At 55.6% G+C, this 19791-nt stretch carries 18 protein-coding genes; 8 read left to right on the top strand and 10 right to left on the bottom strand.

Annotated features, from left to right (window positions below):
• Positions 1–46 precede the first annotated feature (46 nt).
• Together A4308_RS20820 and nudK are read right to left on the bottom strand one after the other, a co-directional pair.
• Entirely contained in the window at positions 47–1090 is a 1044-nt protein-coding gene (locus A4308_RS20820; RefSeq protein WP_045281124.1) for a DUF1176 domain-containing protein, read from the bottom strand.
• A 109-nt stretch (positions 1091–1199) separates the two neighbouring features.
• Complete coding sequence (nudK, locus tag A4308_RS20825; RefSeq protein WP_014884757.1) at positions 1200–1790, bottom strand: GDP-mannose pyrophosphatase NudK; 591 nt, start codon at positions 1788–1790, stop codon at positions 1200–1202.
• 220 nt (positions 1791–2010) lie between these two features.
• Between nudK and narQ the strand changes: the two genes are divergently transcribed.
• Positions 2011–3705 carry a nitrate/nitrite two-component system sensor histidine kinase NarQ gene (gene narQ, locus A4308_RS20830; protein WP_049011332.1) on the top strand — a complete coding sequence of 565 codons (1695 nt, stop codon included), beginning with the start codon at positions 2011–2013 and terminating at the stop codon, positions 3703–3705.
• Between the two features lie 142 nt (positions 3706–3847).
• Positions 3848–6961: a multidrug efflux RND transporter permease AcrD gene (gene acrD / locus A4308_RS20835; protein ID WP_014884759.1), complete on the top strand. Its 3114-nt coding sequence runs from the start codon at positions 3848–3850 to the stop codon at positions 6959–6961.
• A 108-nt stretch (positions 6962–7069) separates the two neighbouring features.
• Here the strand turns inward: acrD and ypfM are convergent, their stop codons facing one another.
• A complete protein-coding gene (ypfM, locus tag A4308_RS22610; protein ID WP_015572204.1) occupies positions 7070–7129 on the bottom strand; it encodes a protein YpfM in 60 nt (19 codons plus the stop codon).
• A gap of 387 nt (positions 7130–7516) precedes the next feature.
• Here ypfM and A4308_RS20840 point away from each other — a divergent pair, with 387 nt between their 5' ends.
• The 3 genes from A4308_RS20840 to A4308_RS20850 are packed head-to-tail and all read left to right on the top strand — an operon-like array spanning position 7517 to position 9226.
• Positions 7517–7873, top strand: coding sequence for an ArsC family reductase (locus A4308_RS20840; RefSeq protein WP_014884760.1), 357 nt, complete (start codon positions 7517–7519; stop codon positions 7871–7873).
• A gap of 3 nt (positions 7874–7876) precedes the next feature.
• Entirely contained in the window at positions 7877–9004 is a 1128-nt protein-coding gene (gene dapE, locus A4308_RS20845) for a succinyl-diaminopimelate desuccinylase (RefSeq protein WP_045281127.1), read from the top strand.
• Between the two features lie 24 nt (positions 9005–9028).
• Positions 9029–9226, top strand: a complete 198-nt coding sequence (locus A4308_RS20850) for a YpfN family protein (RefSeq protein WP_014171111.1) — start codon at positions 9029–9031, stop codon at positions 9224–9226.
• 71 nt (positions 9227–9297) lie between these two features.
• Here the strand turns inward: A4308_RS20850 and ypfH are convergent, their stop codons facing one another.
• The 6 genes from ypfH to dapA form a co-directional block, all read right to left on the bottom strand.
• The gene (ypfH, locus tag A4308_RS20855) at positions 9298–9993 is read right to left on the bottom strand and encodes an esterase (RefSeq protein WP_063308761.1); all 696 of its coding nucleotides are present in this window, start codon (positions 9991–9993) and stop codon (positions 9298–9300) included.
• A gap of 73 nt (positions 9994–10066) precedes the next feature.
• Positions 10067–12013 carry a tRNA(Met) cytidine acetyltransferase TmcA gene (locus A4308_RS20860; RefSeq protein ID WP_045281128.1) on the bottom strand — a complete coding sequence of 649 codons (1947 nt, stop codon included), beginning with the start codon at positions 12011–12013 and terminating at the stop codon, positions 10067–10069.
• Positions 12013–12882 (bottom strand): KPN_02809 family neutral zinc metallopeptidase, encoded by an 870-nt coding sequence (gene ypfJ, locus A4308_RS20865; protein WP_014884764.1) that lies wholly within the window; start codon positions 12880–12882, stop codon positions 12013–12015. The genes A4308_RS20860 and ypfJ overlap by 1 nt, the downstream gene beginning before the upstream one ends.
• Before the next feature lie 120 nt (positions 12883–13002).
• Complete coding sequence (gene purC / locus A4308_RS20870) at positions 13003–13716, bottom strand: phosphoribosylaminoimidazolesuccinocarboxamide synthase (protein WP_045281129.1); 714 nt, start codon at positions 13714–13716, stop codon at positions 13003–13005.
• A gap of 109 nt (positions 13717–13825) precedes the next feature.
• A complete protein-coding gene (gene bamC, locus A4308_RS20875; RefSeq protein WP_014884765.1) occupies positions 13826–14860 on the bottom strand; it encodes an outer membrane protein assembly factor BamC in 1035 nt (344 codons plus the stop codon).
• A 16-nt stretch (positions 14861–14876) separates the two neighbouring features.
• On the bottom strand, positions 14877–15755 hold the full coding sequence (gene dapA, locus A4308_RS20880; protein WP_014884766.1) for a 4-hydroxy-tetrahydrodipicolinate synthase: 879 nt from the start codon (positions 15753–15755) through the stop codon (positions 14877–14879).
• Positions 15756–15900: 145 nt separating this feature from the next.
• Here dapA and A4308_RS20885 point away from each other — a divergent pair, with 145 nt between their 5' ends.
• Positions 15901–16470, top strand: a complete 570-nt coding sequence (locus A4308_RS20885) for a glycine cleavage system transcriptional repressor (RefSeq protein ID WP_014884767.1) — start codon at positions 15901–15903, stop codon at positions 16468–16470.
• Positions 16470–16940 carry a thioredoxin-dependent thiol peroxidase gene (gene bcp, locus A4308_RS20890; protein ID WP_014884768.1) on the top strand — a complete coding sequence of 157 codons (471 nt, stop codon included), beginning with the start codon at positions 16470–16472 and terminating at the stop codon, positions 16938–16940. Before A4308_RS20885 ends, bcp begins: the two co-directional genes overlap by 1 nt.
• 95 nt (positions 16941–17035) lie before the next feature.
• On the opposite strand, the gene A4308_RS20895 is transcribed toward bcp, so the two are convergent.
• Positions 17036–18100, bottom strand: coding sequence for an AI-2E family transporter (locus tag A4308_RS20895; protein ID WP_014884769.1), 1065 nt, complete (start codon positions 18098–18100; stop codon positions 17036–17038).
• 221 nt (positions 18101–18321) lie between these two features.
• Here A4308_RS20895 and bepA point away from each other — a divergent pair, with 221 nt between their 5' ends.
• The gene (gene bepA, locus A4308_RS20900) at positions 18322–19785 is read left to right on the top strand and encodes a beta-barrel assembly-enhancing protease (protein WP_014884770.1); all 1464 of its coding nucleotides are present in this window, start codon (positions 18322–18324) and stop codon (positions 19783–19785) included.
• The last annotated feature ends 6 nt before the right edge of the window (positions 19786–19791 follow it).

The following is a 19791-nucleotide window of genomic DNA, read 5'->3' on the forward strand; positions in this document are numbered from 1 at the left end:
GGCTACGCCTTACCCGGCCTACAACACCATCAAATCGTAAGCCGGACTACCGCGTGATCCACAGCGTGGGCCAGGCGTCCGGCCCGTTCCAGTTATCGCAGCTTGGCTCTTCCGCATACCGCACCAGGCGGAAGCGCTGGCCGTCGAAACGCCAGCGCGTCTGGATCCCACAATCACCGATCCCACGCCCCAGTGCGAGCGTCGTCAGCTCGCGTGCTTTTTCATCGAAGCTGGCGTTCATCAGTTCCATATCGCTACTCTGACTGGACGGGGTAAACGGCAGACGCAGCCTGACGCTGCGCGCGGTGAACGGTTTTTTACGCGATACCAGCCACGCCAGATCGACCGTATTGTAAGCCCCCGCCTCGCAGCTGACGATCAGCAGCGCTTTATCATCCGTTAAAGCAGTGACGCGCACTTCGCGGCGGTTAGGATCCAGCGAGCACTGGCTGTTGTTCATCCGCCAGGTGCCGTAATCCAGCAGATCGTTCAGTTCAGCGTGGGAGAGTGGCGTTGGCGTGGGGTTCACCACGGCCACCTTTTTTAATGCCGGAGCTGGAGGCACGCTCAGCGGCGGGCTATCTCCTTTTTTAATCCATGCTGTTTCGCTACCCACGCGCTTTTGCTGAGCGTCGATAAACAGCAGCGCCGCTTTCAGTCCGACCAGAGAGATCGTCTGCTTCCCTCCGCGCAGGGTCAGCCTCTGTCCTTCCTGAATCGTTTTCAGAAACGTGGTGAGGGTACCCGTATCGTCAGTCTTGAGATGCCAGGGCGTTAACTGCCAGTGCTGGGCATTGAGTTTTAAGGGAACGTCGTCGAGCAGCAGTCGGGGGGCGATGTCAGGCTCTTTTACCGGAGGAGCCGAAAGCCCGCCGAGATCGATACGCAGGCTGGCGTCCGTTTTTGCCCCAGCGCTACGGCTCAGCGTCATCACCAGCCCGCGGTGTTCACCGGTATTTCGGGCAACGCAAAAATTCTGGTTATTGCAGGTGACCTGCCAGTCAGAGAAAGACTGCTGCGCAGGTGCAGCCCACACCAGAGGTGCGGGTAGCACGCAAAAAAAGAAGAGAAGCAAAACGCAGTAGCGCATGAATGGCACAGCCCCGGAAACGAAAAGGTCAATCTGGGGCGTATCTTCGTGCCCTGGACGGGCGGGCTCAATCGGATTTATCGGATAGATTTATCTGAAATATAACTTATCACCGGACCTGCGCGGCGTTCATCACGCCGCTGGTTTGCAGATACTGCAGCAGGATCACCGCTTTACCGTCGCGTATCTCGCCGCTTTTCACCATTTCCAGCGCCTGAGCGAAGGGCATTTCAAGCACTTCAATATCTTCATCCTCGACCCCGCCGCCGCGGTGAGTACGCTGAGCATCGGTGTATTCCGCAACGAAGAAGTGGACCAGCTCGGTCACCCCGCCTGGAGACATGAAAAGCTCAAAGACTTTTTGTACCGCACCCACCTCAAAACCCGTTTCTTCTATGGCTTCTTTGCGAATACAGACTTCCGGCTCATCGTCATCAAGCAGACCGGCGCAGGTTTCAATCAGGCGCCCGTCCGCGTTGCCATTGACCCATGTCGCCACCCGAAACTGACGAATCAATACCACGCTTTGCTTTTCGCGGTTATACAGCAGAATGGTAGCGCCATTGCCCCGGTCGTAGACTTCGCGTTTATGGCGAATAACGTCCCCGTTCTTACGGGTTAAATCGTAAGTGATGTTACGCAGGACAAAGTAATTTTCAGAAAGGATTTTGTCTTTGATAACGGTAATGTTCAGGGACATACGGGCTCCACGGCAAAATGAGTCTGTTTATACTACGCCGTGACGCTCGCTTTGTCGCCCGCGGGTTCAGACGGCGCGTTTCTCGCTGGATGATGTTTCCGGTTGCGCCAGGCGCAATAACCTTACTGTACGTATGAATAAAGTGTTTACTCATCACTGCGTTATCAGGCAATGTACACCTGCCCGAAACGTCTGATTATTTCTCCCAGAGAGCCGTTCTGTGACCGTTAAGCGACCCGTTTCCGGAAGCCTTGCCTGGGCTTTCTTTTCGATAATTGTTCTCTCCGTGCTGACCAGCAGCGTCGCGCTACTGACGCTTGCCAGCAGCCAGCGCGACGCTGAAGCCATCAACGTTGCGGGTTCACTGCGCATGCAGAGCTATCGTCTCGGCTACGAGATGCAGCGTAACAGCCCTTCCCTTATGGCGCATCGTGAGAACTGGCGGCAGACATTGAGCGCACCTTCCCTGCAAAAGCTGAACCGCTGGTACGTTCCGGGCAATGTCAAAACGCGCTACCAGCAACTGCAGTTTGCCTGGCTGGAAATGGATAAGCACATCGCCCGCGGTGACAGCGCATGGTATGCCGCGCATATTGAGGATTTTGTCGGCCGCATTGATGCCTTTGTGCTCGCCCTCCAGCATTACAGTGAACATAAAATCCAGACAGTGACCCTCCTCTCTCTGGCTGGCGCCCTCGGGATCTTGCTGCTAACGCTGTTTACCCTGCGGCGTATCCGCCGCCAGGTCGTATTACCGCTGAATAATCTGGTGGCGGCCAGCGAGCGGATTGAGCGAGGAGAATTTACGACGCCTGCGCCGGATACCGCCCTACCCAACGAGCTGGGCCAACTTTCCCGCGCTTTCAACCATATGTCGGGTGAGCTACACACCCTCTATCGGTCGCTTGAAGCTTCCGTGGCGGAAAAGACGCGACATTTGCACGAAGCCCACCAGCAGCTCGACATGCTGTTTAAATGCTCCCAGGCGTTGAATACGGGGCAGATAGACAGCCATTGTTTTCGGCACATATTGCAGATTGTCCATGAATACACTCAGATGAATTACCTGGAACTCCGCACCAGTGACGACTGGCGACTGTGTGAAGGGACCGCGTCGGGCAGCATCCCGATGCAAAATCTGCCGGTATTGATGCAGGACACCCTTTACGGTGAGCTGCGCTGGCAAAGCGAGACGGAAAGCGTTCCCCTCCCGCAGATGAGAAGCGTGGCGACCATGCTCGGGCGCGGGCTGTACTTTAACCAGGCGCAAAAGCATTACCAGCAGCTGCTGCTGATGGAAGAACGTGCCACCATCGCCCGGGAACTGCACGATTCGCTGGCGCAGGTGCTGTCTTATCTGCGGATCCAGCTTGCCCTGCTTAAACGCGCGGTGCCAGCGGATAATGCTCCCGCGCAAACTATCATCACCGACTTCTCCCGCGAGCTGAACAACGCCTGGCAGCAGCTGCGCGAGCTGCTGACGACCTTCCGCCTGACGTTAAATCATGCGAATTTACCCGCGGCGCTGCAGGAGTCTCTCGATGCCCTGCAGAGCCAGACGCAGGCCAGGCTGCACCTCGACTGTCGTCTCTCCTCCCTGGCGCTTGACGCCCAGAAACAGGTGCATTTATTGCAGATCGTCCGGGAAGCCGTTCTGAATGCGATTAAGCACGCCCAGGCCAGCGAAATTACCGTTAGCTGCGTAACGGCGGTGGATGGCACGCACAGCGTCAGCATTCGCGACAACGGCATCGGGATTGGCGAGGCAAGCGAACCGCCCGGACACTACGGACTGAACATTATGCGTGAGCGCGCACAACGACTCGGAGGCATGCTGCACTTTTCGCAACCGCAAAACGGCGGCACGCTGGTCTGCGTGACGTTCCCGGTACCTGCACCGTTAACGGGTAAATAACGGTAAAGAGGCAAGCGCAGGGAAAAGCGCATGATAATTTACACTATCTCCTTTATTTCTCCACGTTTGACCTGGGCCTTACCGCTAAAGTTAGGCGGGCAATAAACAATAATGACGTGCAGCAAAACGAGGTCACTTTTACATGGCGAATTTTTTCATCGATCGCCCCATTTTTGCCTGGGTGCTTGCCATCCTGTTGTGTCTGACAGGTGTCCTGGCGATTACTTCTCTTCCTGTTGAGCAATATCCCGATCTGGCACCGCCTAATGTGCGTGTCACCGCAAACTACCCCGGCGCTTCCGCACAAACGCTGGAAAACACCGTGACGCAGGTTATCGAGCAGAACATGACGGGTCTGGATAACCTGATGTACATGTCTTCGCAAAGCAGCGCCACGGGACAAGCGACGGTTACCCTGAGCTTTAAGGCGGGCACCGACCCGGACGAAGCGGTGCAGCAGGTACAAAACCAGCTTCAGTCGGCCATGCGTAAGCTGCCCCAGGCGGTGCAGAACCAGGGCGTTACCGTACGTAAAACCGGTGATACCAACATTTTGACCATCGCGTTTGTCTCCACCGATGGCTCAATGGATAAACAGGACATTGCGGACTACGTCGCCAGTAATATTCAGGACCCGCTCAGCCGTATTAACGGCGTGGGGGATATCGACGCCTACGGCTCACAATACTCCATGCGTATCTGGCTCGATCCCAACAAGCTGAACAGCTATCAGATGACGGCCACCGACGTGACGGATGCCATCAAAGCCCAGAATGCACAAATTGCCGTGGGGCAACTGGGAGGAACGCCTTCCGTTGATAAACAAGCCCTGAACGCCACCATTAATTCGCAATCCCTGCTTCAGACACCGGACCAGTTCCGCAACATTACCCTGCGCGTGAATCAGGATGGCTCAGAAGTGCGTCTGAGCGATGTGGCGACGGTGGAAATGGGTGCTGAGAAATACGACTACCTGAGCCGATTTAACGGCAACCCGGCCTCTGGCCTTGGAATTAAGCTGGCCTCCGGCGCAAATGAAATGGCGACGGCGAAACTGGTGCTGGACCGTCTGGATGAGCTGTCGCAGTATTTCCCGCACGGGCTGGAGTATAAAGTCGCCTATGAAACCACTTCCTTCGTAAAAGCCTCGATTGAGGATGTGGTAAAGACCCTGCTGGAAGCGATTGCCTTGGTGTTCCTGGTCATGTATCTGTTCCTGCAAAACTTCCGCGCCACGCTGATCCCCACTATTGCCGTCCCCGTGGTGCTGCTGGGTACCTTTTCGGTGCTTTACGCGTTCGGGTACAGCATTAACACCCTGACGATGTTTGCCATGGTGCTGGCAATTGGCCTGCTGGTGGATGATGCCATCGTGGTGGTCGAAAACGTCGAGCGCATCATGAGCGAAGAAGGTCTTTCCCCGCGCCAGGCCACGCGAAAATCCATGGGTCAAATTCAGGGGGCGTTAGTCGGCATTGCGATGGTGTTGTCGGCGGTCTTTATCCCGATGGCCTTCTTCGGCGGCACGACCGGCGCGATTTACCGCCAGTTCTCGATAACCATCGTCTCAGCAATGGTGCTCTCCGTACTGGTGGCCCTGATCCTCACCCCTGCGCTTTGCGCCACCCTCCTCAAGCCGCTGCACAAAGGGGAACATCACGGTCAGAAAGGGTTCTTCGGCTGGTTTAACCGGATGTTCAACCGCAATGCCGCCCGGTATGAATCTGCGGTCGGTAAAGTGCTGCACCGCAGCCTGCGCTGGATGATGATTTACGTTGTACTGCTGGGCGGCATGGTGTGGCTGTTTCTGCATTTGCCCACCTCGTTCCTGCCGATGGAAGACCGGGGGATGTTCATCACCTCGGTGCAGCTCCCGAGCGGCTCAACGCAGCAGCAGACGCTGAAAGTGGTCCAAAACGTAGAGCAGTACTTCTTCACCCACGAGAAAGATAACGTTGTGTCGGTCTTTTCGACCGTTGGCTCCGGCCCGGGCGGGAACGGACAGAACGTCGCCCGTATGTTTGTCCGTCTGAAAGACTGGAATGAACGGGACACCCAAACGGGAACCTCATTTGCCATCATTGAACGTGCCACTAAAGCCTTTTCCCGTATTAAAGAGGCGCGCGTCTTTGCGAGCAGTCCGCCAGCTATCAGCGGCCTGGGGAGTTCTGCCGGGTTTGATATGGAGCTGCAGGATCACGCCGGCGCGGGTCACGATGCGCTGATGGCGGCACGCGACAAATTGTTAGCGCTGGCAGGTAATGATTCTGGCCTGACCCGCGTGCGCCACAACGGCCTGGACGACAGCCCGCAGCTTCAGGTGGATATCGACCAGCGTAAGGCGCAGGCGCTGGGCGTCTCCATCGACGATATCAACGACACCCTGCAAACGGCGTGGGGCTCGAGCTATGTGAACGACTTTATGGATCGCGGTCGCGTCAAAAAAGTATATGTTCAGTCCGCCGCGCCGTACCGCATGCTGCCGGATGATATTAACCGCTGGTTTGTACGCAATAACAGCGGCGGGATGGTTCCCTTCTCGGCGTTTGCCACCTCGCGCTGGGAGAGCGGTTCGCCGCGTCTGGAGCGCTATAACGGTTATTCTGCGGTGGAAATCGTCGGGGAAGCCGCGCCGGGCGTAAGTACCGGCACGGCCATGGACACCATGGAAAAACTGGTGCAACAGCTGCCCGCCGGTTTTGGTCTGGAATGGACGGCCATGTCTTACCAGGAACGTCTCTCCGGCGCGCAGGCCCCCGCGCTTTATGCCCTTTCTCTGCTGGTGGTGTTCCTCTGCCTTGCCGCGCTATATGAGAGCTGGTCGGTTCCGTTCTCGGTCATGCTGGTGGTACCGCTTGGGGTTATCGGTGCGCTGCTGGCAACCTGGATGCGCGGCCTGGAAAACGATGTTTACTTCCAGGTCGGGCTGCTGACGGTGATCGGCTTGTCGGCGAAAAACGCCATTCTGATCGTTGAGTTTGCCAACGAGATGAATGCCAAAGGCCACGAGCTGATGGCCGCCACGCTACATGCCTGCCGTCAGCGACTGCGCCCGATCCTGATGACCTCGCTGGCCTTTATTTTTGGCGTATTGCCAATGGCAACCAGCACGGGTGCAGGTTCCAGCAGCCAGCACGCGGTCGGTACCGGGGTAATGGGGGGCATGATTTCGGCCACCATCCTGGCCATTTATTTCGTGCCGCTGTTCTTTGTGCTGGTGCGTCGTCGCTTCCCGCTCAGAGAGCGGCAGGAATAACATTCAGCCATAAAAAAGGCGGCTTTATCAGCCGCCTTTTTATTGTGTGATTAATTCACACTATGATTATTTTACTTATTTAAGTGCTCTTGCAATTCTTACTGAATGTCATTTACGAAGCATACCTTCGATAAAATCTTTCCAGTTCCCCAGTTCACGTTCAATCATAACAACCTCTCTTATTATTATGCGCATTCTACGAAAACGTATCATCATTGTGAAGACTATTTAACCAATTGCTGTGATTGTACCCCGCCACCGTTGGGGATTTATGATAAATATGAATGGAGAATCTTAAATTTTGTGTGACGGCCAGCAATATTTTGAAATAACCCTACGAACGGGTGAGCTTTATTTTACCCGCTGAGTTTGTTAGCAATTTATACCCGGTGGGCATCTATGCTTAAATGATGAAAGAATATTCAGCGTACAGATGTGCGTTGAATTAAGCAGACGTGTAAATCCAGAGTATTCCTGAATGTGTTATATTCTGCTTAAGGATATATCTTCGAATTTATTGAACATTTAATGGTCATAAGGACAAAAGGATTCACCATGGTTGTGATGTACGGCATTAAAAATTGCGACACCATCAAAAAAGCCCGCCGCTGGCTGGAAGCGAACCACATCGAGTACCGCTTCCACGATTACCGTGCCGATGGGCTTGATGCAGATTTTCTGCATAACGCCATCAATGAACTGGGCTGGGAGGCACTGCTTAACACCCGCGGTACCACCTGGCGTAAACTGGACGAATCCCTGCGCGCCAGCATCGTTGATGCCGACAGCGCGGCAAAACTGATGCGTGAAATGCCGGCAATTATCAAACGCCCATTGCTCTGCAAGCCAGGTCAGCCTATGCTGCTGGGTTTCAGTGAAACCCTTTATTCTGACTTTTTCGTTGAGGTGTAGTGTATGTCATGCCCGGTCATTGAGCTGACTCAACAGCTTATTCGCCGTCCTTCCCTTAGCCCGGACGACGCAGGTTGTCAGGCATTAATGATTGAGCGCCTGCGTGCCATCGGTTTTACCGTTGAACGCATGGATTTTGGCGATACTCAGAACTTCTGGGCGTGGCGCGGCCAGGGTGAAACGCTGGCGTTTGCCGGGCATACTGACGTCGTTCCCGCAGGTGACGCAGATCGCTGGATTAACCCGCCGTTTGAACCGACCATCCGCGATGGCATGCTCTTTGGCCGCGGCGCGGCAGACATGAAAGGCTCGCTGGCGGCGATGGTGGTCGCGGCTGAACGCTTTGTGGCTCAGCATCCGAACCACAAAAACCGGATCGCGTTTTTGGTCACCTCCGACGAAGAAGCCAGCGCCCATAACGGTACCGTGAAGGTGGTTGAAGCGCTGATGGCGCGCAACGAGCGTCTCGACTACTGTCTGGTCGGCGAGCCGTCCAGTACCGAAGTGGTGGGCGATGTCGTGAAAAACGGTCGCCGTGGCTCACTGACCTGTAACCTGACCATTCACGGCGTTCAGGGACACGTTGCTTATCCACATCTGGCCGATAACCCCGTTCATCGCGCTGCGCCAATGCTGAGCGAACTGGTGGCGATTGAGTGGGATAAAGGTAACGAGTTCTTCCCCCCGACCAGCATGCAGATTGCTAACGTCAAGGCCGGGACCGGCAGCAACAATGTGATCCCGGGGGACTTCTTCGTCCAGTTCAACTTCCGCTTCAGCACCGAACTGACCGATGAGATGATCAAAGCGCGCGTTGTCGCGCTGCTGGAAAAATATGACCTGCGCTACACCGTGGACTGGTGGCTTTCCGGCCAGCCGTTCCTGACGCAGCGCGGCAAACTGGTTGATGCGGTAGTGAACGCCATCGAGCACTATAATGAAATTAAGCCACAACTGCTGACAACGGGTGGCACTTCAGACGGACGCTTTATCGCCCGTATGGGAGCTCAGGTTGTCGAACTGGGGCCAGTAAACGCAACCATTCATAAAATAAATGAGTGTGTTAATGCGGCAGATTTGCAACTGCTGGCTCGTATGTATCAACGTATTATGGAGCAACTCGTCGCCTGACGAATGCTCTGAGAGGAATAGCGAATGGATTGGCTTTCAAAGTACTGGTGGATTCTGGTGCTGGTGTTTCTGGTCGGCGTACTGCTCAACGTGATTAAAGACCTTAAGCGCGTTGACCACAAAAAGTTTCTTGCGAACAAGCCGGATCTCCCGCCACACCGCGATTTTAACGACAAGTGGGACGATGACGACGACTGGCCGAAGAAAGACCAGAAGAAGTAATTGTTAATCTCACCCCTCCCCCTAACCCTCGCCCCTGTGGGGAGAGGAACTGGGGGTGAGGGGGAAAGTGCCTACATAAACTCAACAATATTATCGTCATTCGGATTGCCGCCGCTGAGCGCTTCATCAAAGTAGTGCTTCGGCACGGTATAACGCAGATGATCGAGCGCGAATTGCATGCTGCGGTCGTCAATCGCATGGCCCAGATCGTCAACGATATCCAGCGTCACATCCCCACCTTCACGAATCAATGCTTCATGAGCGGCAACCGCATGTGAAAGCTCAATGACCCGGTCTTCACCACCGTGGATCAGATGGATCGTGGTCTGCGTGGTCGCACTCGTCGGCAGCGTCGCAAAGCGGCCGTTAAACGCGATCACCCGTGAAACCAGACCCGGCTGCGCTTTCACACTTTCCAGGGACATGATAGATCCCTGCGAGAAGCCAATCAGCGCGGTCGCGTCAGCACCCACGCCGCTCTGCTGCTGCCAGTAGCGTACGATGTCGATAAACGTGGGCATGATGGCATCAATGCGCGCCTGACGGTTCTCCTCCGTCACGCCCTGAACCGGGAACCACTGTCGTCCGTTCGGACCACACGGTTCTACGCCGCCGATGCTGACAATCAATGCTTCAGGGAAAACAGGCGCAAACCAGCTACCAATCTGCCCCATATTGACGGCATTATCGCCAACACCATGAAACAGAAGCAGTAACTGTTTAGCCGGTTTGTCAGGGCTTTGAACAACAAAATGGTCGTGTTTCATGGCGGTCTCCTTAATTGATGAGCAGGATTTTACGCCTCTGCGGGGTAATGACCATGCCACTTTACTGAAGAAGTCATTGAAAAAATTGCCATTGCAAAATGTCTGCTTTCAACTGCTGACAGCGCGAATAATCAAGGCTCTCAAGCGCTTGCGCGGTTTCTTCGCGAAGCTTTGCCAGTAACGCTTTTCGCCCGACCGCTTCGCTTCTCCCCTCGATTTTCCCGCGCAGCGCCGGAAGCGACATATCTGTGGCTAACAGCAACCGCGTCAGCGCGGCTACCGAGGTTGAAAACGCCCGGTGCGCAAAAGCAAACCCCGCCAGCTCCAGCCAGTCGTCACTATTAAGGGTAGCTTCCCAGGCATCAGTCACCGGGATCTTTTCGCCATTCCAGGCCGACAGGACGCGCATATCGCGGCATAAACGCCGATGTGCCTGCATACACAGTTGATGCCCGGCTTCGCTCTGCGGCAGCAGCGCCATCGCCGTGTAACACCCGCTGCTGGCTTCCCGATGGCTGCCCATTCGCACCAGCACAAACCCGCACCGCTGCCAGAAACGCCACAACTCGTCGGTATAACCAAAACTCACGGAGAGATAATCTTCACCGCTGGCGTTCAGGATCAGCCGCTGACCGATGCCTTCCCGCTGACGACGGGGATGAACCGCAATGCGGCTAATCCGTCGGCCTTTCAGCGTCGCCGCAAGAGGCGTTCCGCCGTGCGCCGCCAGCGACTGCGCCACAAGGTTCCCGCGTGGACGACGAGAGCCCGCCCACACCGCCCGGCTGAGTTCGGGGGATAATCCGCCCTCGTCCACCAGCCAGATCGCGCCCGCAATATTAGCCCCCGCGTCCGCAACAGCAAAGTGCTGGCCGGGGGCGTCCATCATCCGGCGTAAATCGAGCGGTGAGGTCCGGTAGTGGGCAGCACAGAGCAGTTCATAAACGCTTGCCACTCGTGCCGGGTCGCTCTCCCACTCTTGTGGCTCCAGAGACCTTACAGACACCTCACCTTCCGGTTTGTGGTCGATAAGCGCATCGTCAAACAGCAGCGTATTCGCCACGATCCGTTCAAGCGGACATCCGGCCGCCCAGCGAATGGGGGTGGATAAGGTATAACGCTGCAACCCACTGAATCGGGCGCAGAACTTCAGCAGAAATCCCCTGCCCGTCCCTTCGTAACCCTGAACCGTAGTGGTCAGTAATACGCGGGGAAAGCGTGTCACCAGCTTCTCCAGCAGCGGGCCTGGGATGGCTGCCGCTTCATCGACAATCAGCCAGTCGGCCTGCAGCGTGGAGTCCAGCAGCGCATCGGGTGCCATAAAGTGAAAACGCTCGCCCGCGAAACGCGCGATGACATCCGCTGCGCCTTTCGCCGGGGCCGTCACCACCGCACTCCCCTGGATGCTGCCCAGCAGCATCCCCGCCAGCGCTGACTTTCCGCGTCCGCGAGGTGCCGTCACGGCAGCGATGCCCGCAGGCATGACCAAAAGCGCGTCGAGGATCGCCGCCTGCTCACGCTGCGGCTCACCGCTGGCGGGCTGCCAGACGGGTAAATCTGGCGCAGCGGGAAGCGTCAGGGGATGATGCTGTTGCCAGACGATCGCATCCGTATCGGCGGCAAGCGTCCGGCAAAAATGGTGAACAAAGTGCGGGGTAGCGATCGGCTCTGCGCTGTCACTCCAGCGCACAGAATCGCTGTCTGGCCTGTCGGCCCAGCCAGAGAACGGTGGTACTCGCAGTACGAGGAGGCTCCCGGCGCGCAACGTTCCGCTGAGTGCGGCGAATGCGGAGACGTCAAACCCGGCATGCGCGTCAAACACAGCATGCAGGTATTCGCGTCCCAACAGTCCGCCGATGGCTTTAGACGGGTTTTCATTCAGCCACAGCCAGTCTCCCGGTAAAGCATCACGCAGGGCGGTGGCCTGGCTCAGCGTCCACGGCTCATCGCCCGTGAGCACCACCAGACGGCGGTGCCCGGTTCGCTCAAGCTCGCGTATCAGATGTGCAAACGACACCATCACATGGCTTTGCCGAAGGTATTACACTGGGCAGGATCACCGCTGTCAAAACCGCGTTTAAACCAGCTGTAACGCTGTTGCGACGTACCGTGAGTGAAGCTGTCCGGTACGACACGTCCCTGGCTTTGCTGCTGAAGACGGTCATCGCCGATGGCCTGCGCCGCGTTTAATGCCTCTTCAAGATCGCCGGATTCCAGTACGCCCTGCTGCTGCATGCTGTGCCCCCAGACGCCTGCGAAGCAGTCCGCCTGCAGTTCCATCTTGACGGAAAGACGATTCACTTCAGCCTGAGACGCATTTTGCTGTAGCTGACGCACTTTTGGCTCAATGCCCAGCAGCTTCTGCACATGGTGCCCGACTTCATGCGCGATAACGTAGCCCTGGGCAAAATCACCGTCAGCGCCAAGCTTGCGTTTCATGTCATCGTAAAAAGAGAGATCGATATAGACGGTGCCATCTGCCGGGCAGTAGAACGGCCCCATCACAGATTGACCGGTACCACATCCGGTACGGGTTGCGCCCCGGTACATCACCAGTTTCGGCTGCTGATAGGTGCGCCCCATCTTCTCGAACTGCTGACCCCATGTATCTTCAGTGGTCGCGAGAATAACGGAGGTAAATTTGGCCGCTTCATCTTCGTTCGGGCTGATGGAGCGCGGAGACTGTGGTTGCTGTTGCAGCGGCTGACCGGTCATCAAACCGGTGAGGTCGACCCCGTAATAGCCAGCGACCAGCACCACAATCAGCAGGATGATACCGCCCTTGCCGCTGGGTAGCCGAAAGCCGGGTCCCCCCATTGAAGGACCGCCGCCGCCATCACTGCGCCTGTCTTCTACATTGTCACTTTCACGACGCCCTTGCCAGCGCATAACCACCTCGAACTATTCCATTAATAATAGCTATGATCGTAGGCGGTTAACGGCAAGATTACCATAGGAAACAAAGGTAAGACGCCAAAGGATGCAAACATCCTTTGGCAAGTGAGGGAGTTAGTCGAGCTTAACGCCTAAACGGTGAGCAACCGCTTCATAGGCTTCAATCAGGCCACCCATGCTCTGACGGAAACGGTCTTTGTCCATTTTATCCAGGGTTTCTTTGTCCCACAGGCGGCTACCGTCCGGGGAGAACTCATCACCCAGCACCACTTCGCCTTTGAACAGACCGAACTCCAGCTTGAAGTCGACGAGGATCAGGCCCGCATCGTCAAACAGCTTTTTCAGCACGTCGTTGGCTTTGTAGGTCAGCTCTTTCATGCGCGCCAGGTTCTCTTTATTGACCCAGCCGAAGGTTTCGCAGTAGGAATCATTGACCATCGGATCGTGCATGGCATCGTTTTTCAGGAACAGGTCGAACAGCGGTGGATTCAGTTCGATACCTTCTTCAATACCCAGACGCTTCACCAGGGAGCCCGCTGCACGGTTACGAATAACGCACTCAACCGGAACCATATCCAGTTTTTTCACCAGACATTCCGTATCGGACAGCAACGCTTCCATCTGAGTCGGGATACCCGCTTCGGCCAGTTTGGTCATAATGAAGTGGTTGAACTTGTTGTTCACCATGCCTTTACGATCGAACTGCTCAATGCGCGCGCCATCCCCTGCTGACGTATCATTGCGGAACTCGAGCACCAACAGATCCGGGTTTTCCGTGCTGTATACGGTCTTCGCTTTGCCACGATACAACTCAGCTTGCTTCTGCATCTTCATTACTCCTGGTGTGATGATTTGTGTTCAAAACTGGGCATATTATGCCACGCACACGTTTGCGTAGCACGAAAATAAAAAGGGCGGGATTAACCCGCCCTCGTATTTATTTGCTGAATGCTGCCTGGAAGACAGCGACCAGCGCATCGTTCTGCGACTGGGTCAGCGTGTGACCTTTTGGATCGATAAACTGCAGACTACTGCGGTTATCAAGGTCGCCTACCTGAATCTTGTAATCACCGGAGGCAAGCTGAGGATCTTTGGCGCCCAGCTCCAGCCATGCACTGTCGGACAGTGGCTTATAGGTTGCCGTCATGCTACCGGTTGAACGGGTGCTGTCGGTCACTTTCATGCCCACTTTTTCCAGCGTCGCTGGCAGACGCTGCCAGGTCTGGTTAAACGGTGCACGCACCACCAACATTGGCAGGCCGGTATCGTCCGCACCGCTCTGAACGTCGAAGGTGACGCCGTTACGGCTCTGCGCCGCATTTGCGGCATCAGTCGCAGTCTTATCCAGACCCGCGGCAATCACGTTCAGCATTTCAGTGCTGTAACGCTGCAGGGAGGCGGCATCCGCAACCGGTTTGCCCGCCTGCTCCAGGTTTAACAGCTTAACGTTAACCGCCTGCTGATAACCCTGTGGTTTAACGGAGACTTGATAACGTCCACGGTACTGCTGATCTTCATCCAGCCGGTTCCACTCGATCCAGTCGGTGGTTAAGGTCTGGCTGGCGTCATCGCGTTTATCAATGGTGTAGTTCTTCGCCTGAATAACGCTCACCACCTGTGGCCACAGATTGCTTCCGCGCGCGCTTTCAACCAGCAGAGACGCCGTATCACCGGTGAACTGGGTACGCGCTCCGCTGACCAGCGCCAGAGGCTGAGCTGGTGGACGAATATCAAGCGCTTTACCCACCAGACCACTGCCATTGGTGACGGGGATATTATAATCGCCGTTCTGAATCGGCAGGATCATACCAGCCGGTGCATGAAGTTCAGCAAGCGGGGTCGCATCCAGATAGGATTCATCACCGCTCACCTGGCGCTTGTAGCGCGAGTCTGAACTACAGGCAGCGAGCAGCATAACAAGCGAAACACTCGCAACCTTCGCCAGGCGCGACTTCTGTACTGAATAAGCCATCAAATCTCCCTAAACTTTACAGCAAACCGGCATGCTTCAGCGCTGCCCTGACGATGTCGCGACCGTGGTCGGTAATCGGTGTCATTGGCAAACGCAGCGTATCGGATGCTACAAGTCCCAACTCCTTACACGCCCATTTCACGGGGATCGGATTGGGTTCGACAAATAATTTATTGTGCAGCGGCATCAGGCGCTGGTTAATGACGCGTGCCTCATCAAAGTGACCGGCTGCGGCCAGTTTGCACATTTCAGCCATATCGCGCGCCGCAACGTTTGACGTTACGGAGATCACGCCATGACCACCGAGCTGCATAAAGTCCAGCGCGGTCGCATCATCACCACTCAACAGGATAAAGTCGTCTGAAACCAGCTCTTTGATCTGATGAACGCGGCTTAAGTTCCCTGTCGCCTCTTTAATACCGATAATATTTTTTACTTCCGAGAGACGACCAACGGTTTCCGGCAGCATATCGCAGCCAGTACGGGACGGCACATTATACAGAATTTGTGGCAAGTCAGTATGTTCAGCGATGGCTTTGAAGTGCTGGAACAAACCTTCCTGGGTAGGACGGTTGTAATAAGGGGTCACCGTCAGACAGCCTACGATGCCGCTGTCATTAAAACGTTTGGTCAGGCTGATCGCTTCTGCGGTTGCATTAGCGCCTGTCCCCGCGATGACCGGAATACGTCCGTCAGCCAGCTCCAGGGTCAGCATAACCACATCGCCATGCTCTTCGTGGCTCAGCGTTGCAGATTCACCGGTAGTCCCTACCGAAACGATCGCCGAGGTTCCATTGGCGACATGGTAATCAATCAGCTTCTTCATGCTAGACCGGCAGACGTTACCTTTTTCATCCATCGGTGTTACAAGCGCGACAATACTTCCCGTGAACATGAGCCATCCTCTGTGCGAACAAGAGCCTCAATGGTACGTTTGGAACTGTAATAAAAGCAAGCGACCTGAGGCCCTCAGGCGGTTGTATGCATGTTTTTTTTATGCTTTCCTTAGGAAGACTTAACCATGCAAAGGAAGAACAGGTTTGACAACCTCATCACAACATTACCTGGTTATCACTGCGCTGGGTGCCGACAGGCCGGGTATCGTGAACACCATCACCCGTCACGTGAGCAGCTGCGGCTGTAATATCGAAGACAGCCGTCTGGCAATGCTCGGCGAAGAGTTCACGTTTATCATGCTGCTGTCCGGAACATGGAATGCCATTACCCTTATTGAATCCACCCTGCCGCTGAAAGGCGCGGAGCTGGATTTGCTGATCGTGATGAAACGCACTACCGCGCGCCCGCGCCCGGCCATGCCCGCTACCGTCTGGGTGCAGGTTGAAGTCACTGATTCCCCGCATCTGATCGAGCGTTTTACCGCGCTGTTCGACAGCCATCAGATGAACATTGCCGAGCTCGTTTCCCGCACGCAACCGGGCGACGAGAGCACCGTTCCCACGCTCTTTATTCAAATCACTGCACACAGCCCTGCCTCACAGGATGCGTCAAATATCGAGCAAGCGTTCAAAGCCCTCTGTACAGAATTAAACGCGCAGGGCAGTATAAGCGTCGTCAATTATTCGCAGCACGAACAGGATGGAGTTGAGTAATGAATCCACTGAAAGCCGGTGACATCGCACCGAAATTTAGCTTACCGGATCAAGACGGTGAGCAAGTAAATTTGACCGACTTCCAGGGACAGCGTGTTCTGGTCTATTTCTACCCGAAAGCCATGACCCCCGGCTGCACCGTACAGGCCTGCGGCTTACGCGATAACATGGACGACTTGAAAAAAGTCGGTGTGGAAGTGCTGGGTATCAGCACCGATAAACCAGAAAAGCTGTCACGATTTGCGGAAAAAGAGCTGCTGAACTTTACGCTCCTTTCCGACGAAGACCACCAGGTTTGCGAGCAGTTTGGCGTCTGGGGTGAGAAAACGTTTATGGGTAAAACCTATGACGGCATTCACCGCATCAGCTTCCTGATTGACGCTGACGGTAAAGTTGAACATGTGTTTGACGACTTCAAAACCAGTAATCACCACGACGTGGTGTTGAACTGGCTGAAAGCAAACGCCTGATCAACAGCAAAAAGGCAACGTCAGTTGCCTTTTTTAATGTTTGCTCCCTCTCCCGTGGGAGAGGGTTGGGGTGAGGGCATCAGCCCGCACAAAATCTACTTCTCTTCCACCGCCGGTACATCCGGCCATGCGTGCACCACCGCTTTAATCAGCGTGGCCAGCGGAATCGCAAAGAACACGCCCCAGAACCCCCACAGCCCGCCGAAAATTACCACGGATAAGATAATCACCAGCGGATGCAGGTTTACCGCTTCGGAGAACAGCACCGGTACCAGCAGGTTCCCGTCAAGCCCCTGAATAATCAGGTACACCGCGAAGCAGCTCCAGAACTCCGTCCCCAGACCAAACTGGAACAGCGCGACGCCCACCACCGGAATGGTGACCACAAACGCGCCGATGTACGGAATCAGGACCGAGAATCCCACCAGCACGGCCAGCAGCAGCGAGTAGTTGAGGCCGAAGATCACGAAACCAATCCAGGTTGCTACCCCCACCACCATCATCTCCAGCACCTTGCCGCGAATGTAGTTAGTGATCTGCTGGTTCATCTCTTCCCAGACCTGCCCCGCCAGCCCGCGGTTGCGCGGCAAAATACGCCGCACGGCGTTAAGCATCTGGTCTTTATCTTTGACCAGGAAGAAAACCATCAGCGGCACGAGCACGAGGTAAACGGCCAGAGTGAGCAGCCCCACCAGTGAGGCCAGCGAATATTTCACCACCGAGTCGCCCATCGTCATGATGCGGGCACGCATGTTTTCCGCCATCGCGTCGATGATACCGGCGTCCATCAACGCGGGATAACGGCGCGGCAGGGTGGCGGCGAAATCAGAGAGCTTATTCAACATGCCGGGCATATCGCGGATCAGGTAGATCCCCTGCTGCCAGGCCACGGGCATCACCACGAAGGCCATCAACAGCAGAATGCCGACAAACAGCACCAGGACGATGCTTGCCGCCCAGCGACGAGAACAACCGATATGTTCCAGGCGCGCCGTTGGCCACTCCAGCAGATACGCCAGCACAATCGCCACCAGGAGAGGCGCGAGAAGGCCGCTGAAGAAGAACAGAATACCGAACCCGGCAACCAGAATAACCAACAAAGCAATGGCTTCCGGGTCACTGAACCGACGCCGGTACCACTGCATTAACATTTCGAGCATACAACCCTTCCCTGAATCGAATGGCGGGAGTGAGACGGTGAATTGTATCTAACTGTCACAAAAAAGACTTTCGCTTTTTGTATCCCTGTCACAATCCGCAAAAGCCTGATGAATGGGATTTTCTTCATGCTGTAACACAGCTACACTCGCAGGGCAGCAGAGATGAACGATATGGCGGTTCATCGGTCAAATTAGCACATCCAACATACAGGACAGTGGTTATGTTCAGGCAGTTGAGAAAAACACTGGTTGCAACACTGATTGCCGCAGTGACGGTCGGTCAGGTGTTGCCCGCTTTCGCTGACTCGTCCGACTCATTGCCGGACATGGGCACCACAGCAGGAAGCACGCTCTCTATCGGGCAAGAGATGCAAATGGGCGATTACTATGTTCGCCAGCTGCGCGGCAGCGCCCCGCTGATTAACGATCCTTTGCTGGTACAGTATATTAACGGGCTGGGGATGCGTCTGGTGGCGCACGCCGACTCGGTCAAAACGCCCTTCCATTTCTATTTAATCAATAACGACGAAATTAACGCCTTCGCCTTCTTTGGCGGGAACGTGGTGCTGCATTCGGCATTATTTCGCTACTCTGACAACGAAAGCCAGCTGGCTTCAGTGATGGCGCACGAAATTTCACACGTCACCCAGCGCCACCTGGCGCGTGCAATGGAAGACCAGAAGCGCAATGCCCCGCTCACCTGGGTGGGCGCGCTGGGTTCTATTCTGCTCGCAATGGCCAGCCCACAGGCGGGGATGGCGGCACTGACCGGTACGCTGGCCGGAACGCGTCAGGGGATGATCAGCTTCACCCAGCAAAACGAACAGGAAGCGGACCGTATCGGCATTCAGGTTTTACAGCGTTCGGGCTTTGACCCGCAGGCCATGCCGAGCTTCCTGGAAAAACTGCTCGATCAGGCACGTTACTCTTCCCGTCCACCGGAAATTTTACTCACCCACCCGTTACCGGAAAGCCGTTTGTCGGACGCGCGTAACCGTGCCAACCAGATGCGCCCGGTCGTCGTGCAGTCGTCTCAGGACTTCTACATGGCGAAAGTGAGAACGCTCGGCATGTACAACTCCGGGCGTAACCAGCTTACCAGCGATCTGCTGGACACCCTGGCGAAAGGCAACGTGCGTGAAAAAAACGCCGCACAGTATGGCCAGGCATTACAGGCGATGGAAGCCAGCAAATACGACGACGCGCGTAAAGCGCTGCAGCCCCTGCTGGCCGCAGATCCGAATAACCCATGGTATCTCGATCTCTCGACGGATATCGATCTGGGGCAGAAGAAAACCACCGATGCGATTAACCGCCTGAAAGGGGCGAAAGACATACGCACCAACCCGGTGCTACAGCTAAACCTGGCTAACGCTTACTTACAGGGCGGTCAGCCAGCGGAGGCTGTGACCATCCTGAACCGCTATACCTTTAACAATAAAGATGACCAGAACGGCTGGGAATTGCTCGCCCAGGCCCAGGGGCAACTGGGTAACCGCGATCAGGAGCTGGCCGCGCGTGCTGAAGGCCTGGCGCTGGCGGGTCGCCTCGATCAGGCGATTTCCTTGTTGAGCAGTGCCAGCTCGCAGGTCAAACTCGGCAGCCTGCAACAGGCCCGCTACGACGCGCGTATCGACCAGCTGCGTAGTCTGCAACAACGCTTTAAGCCGTACGAGAAGATGTAACCAAGG

The sequence above is a fragment of the Enterobacter sp. ODB01 genome, assembly GCF_001623605.1.
Lineage (GTDB): Bacteria > Pseudomonadota > Gammaproteobacteria > Enterobacterales > Enterobacteriaceae > Enterobacter > Enterobacter kobei.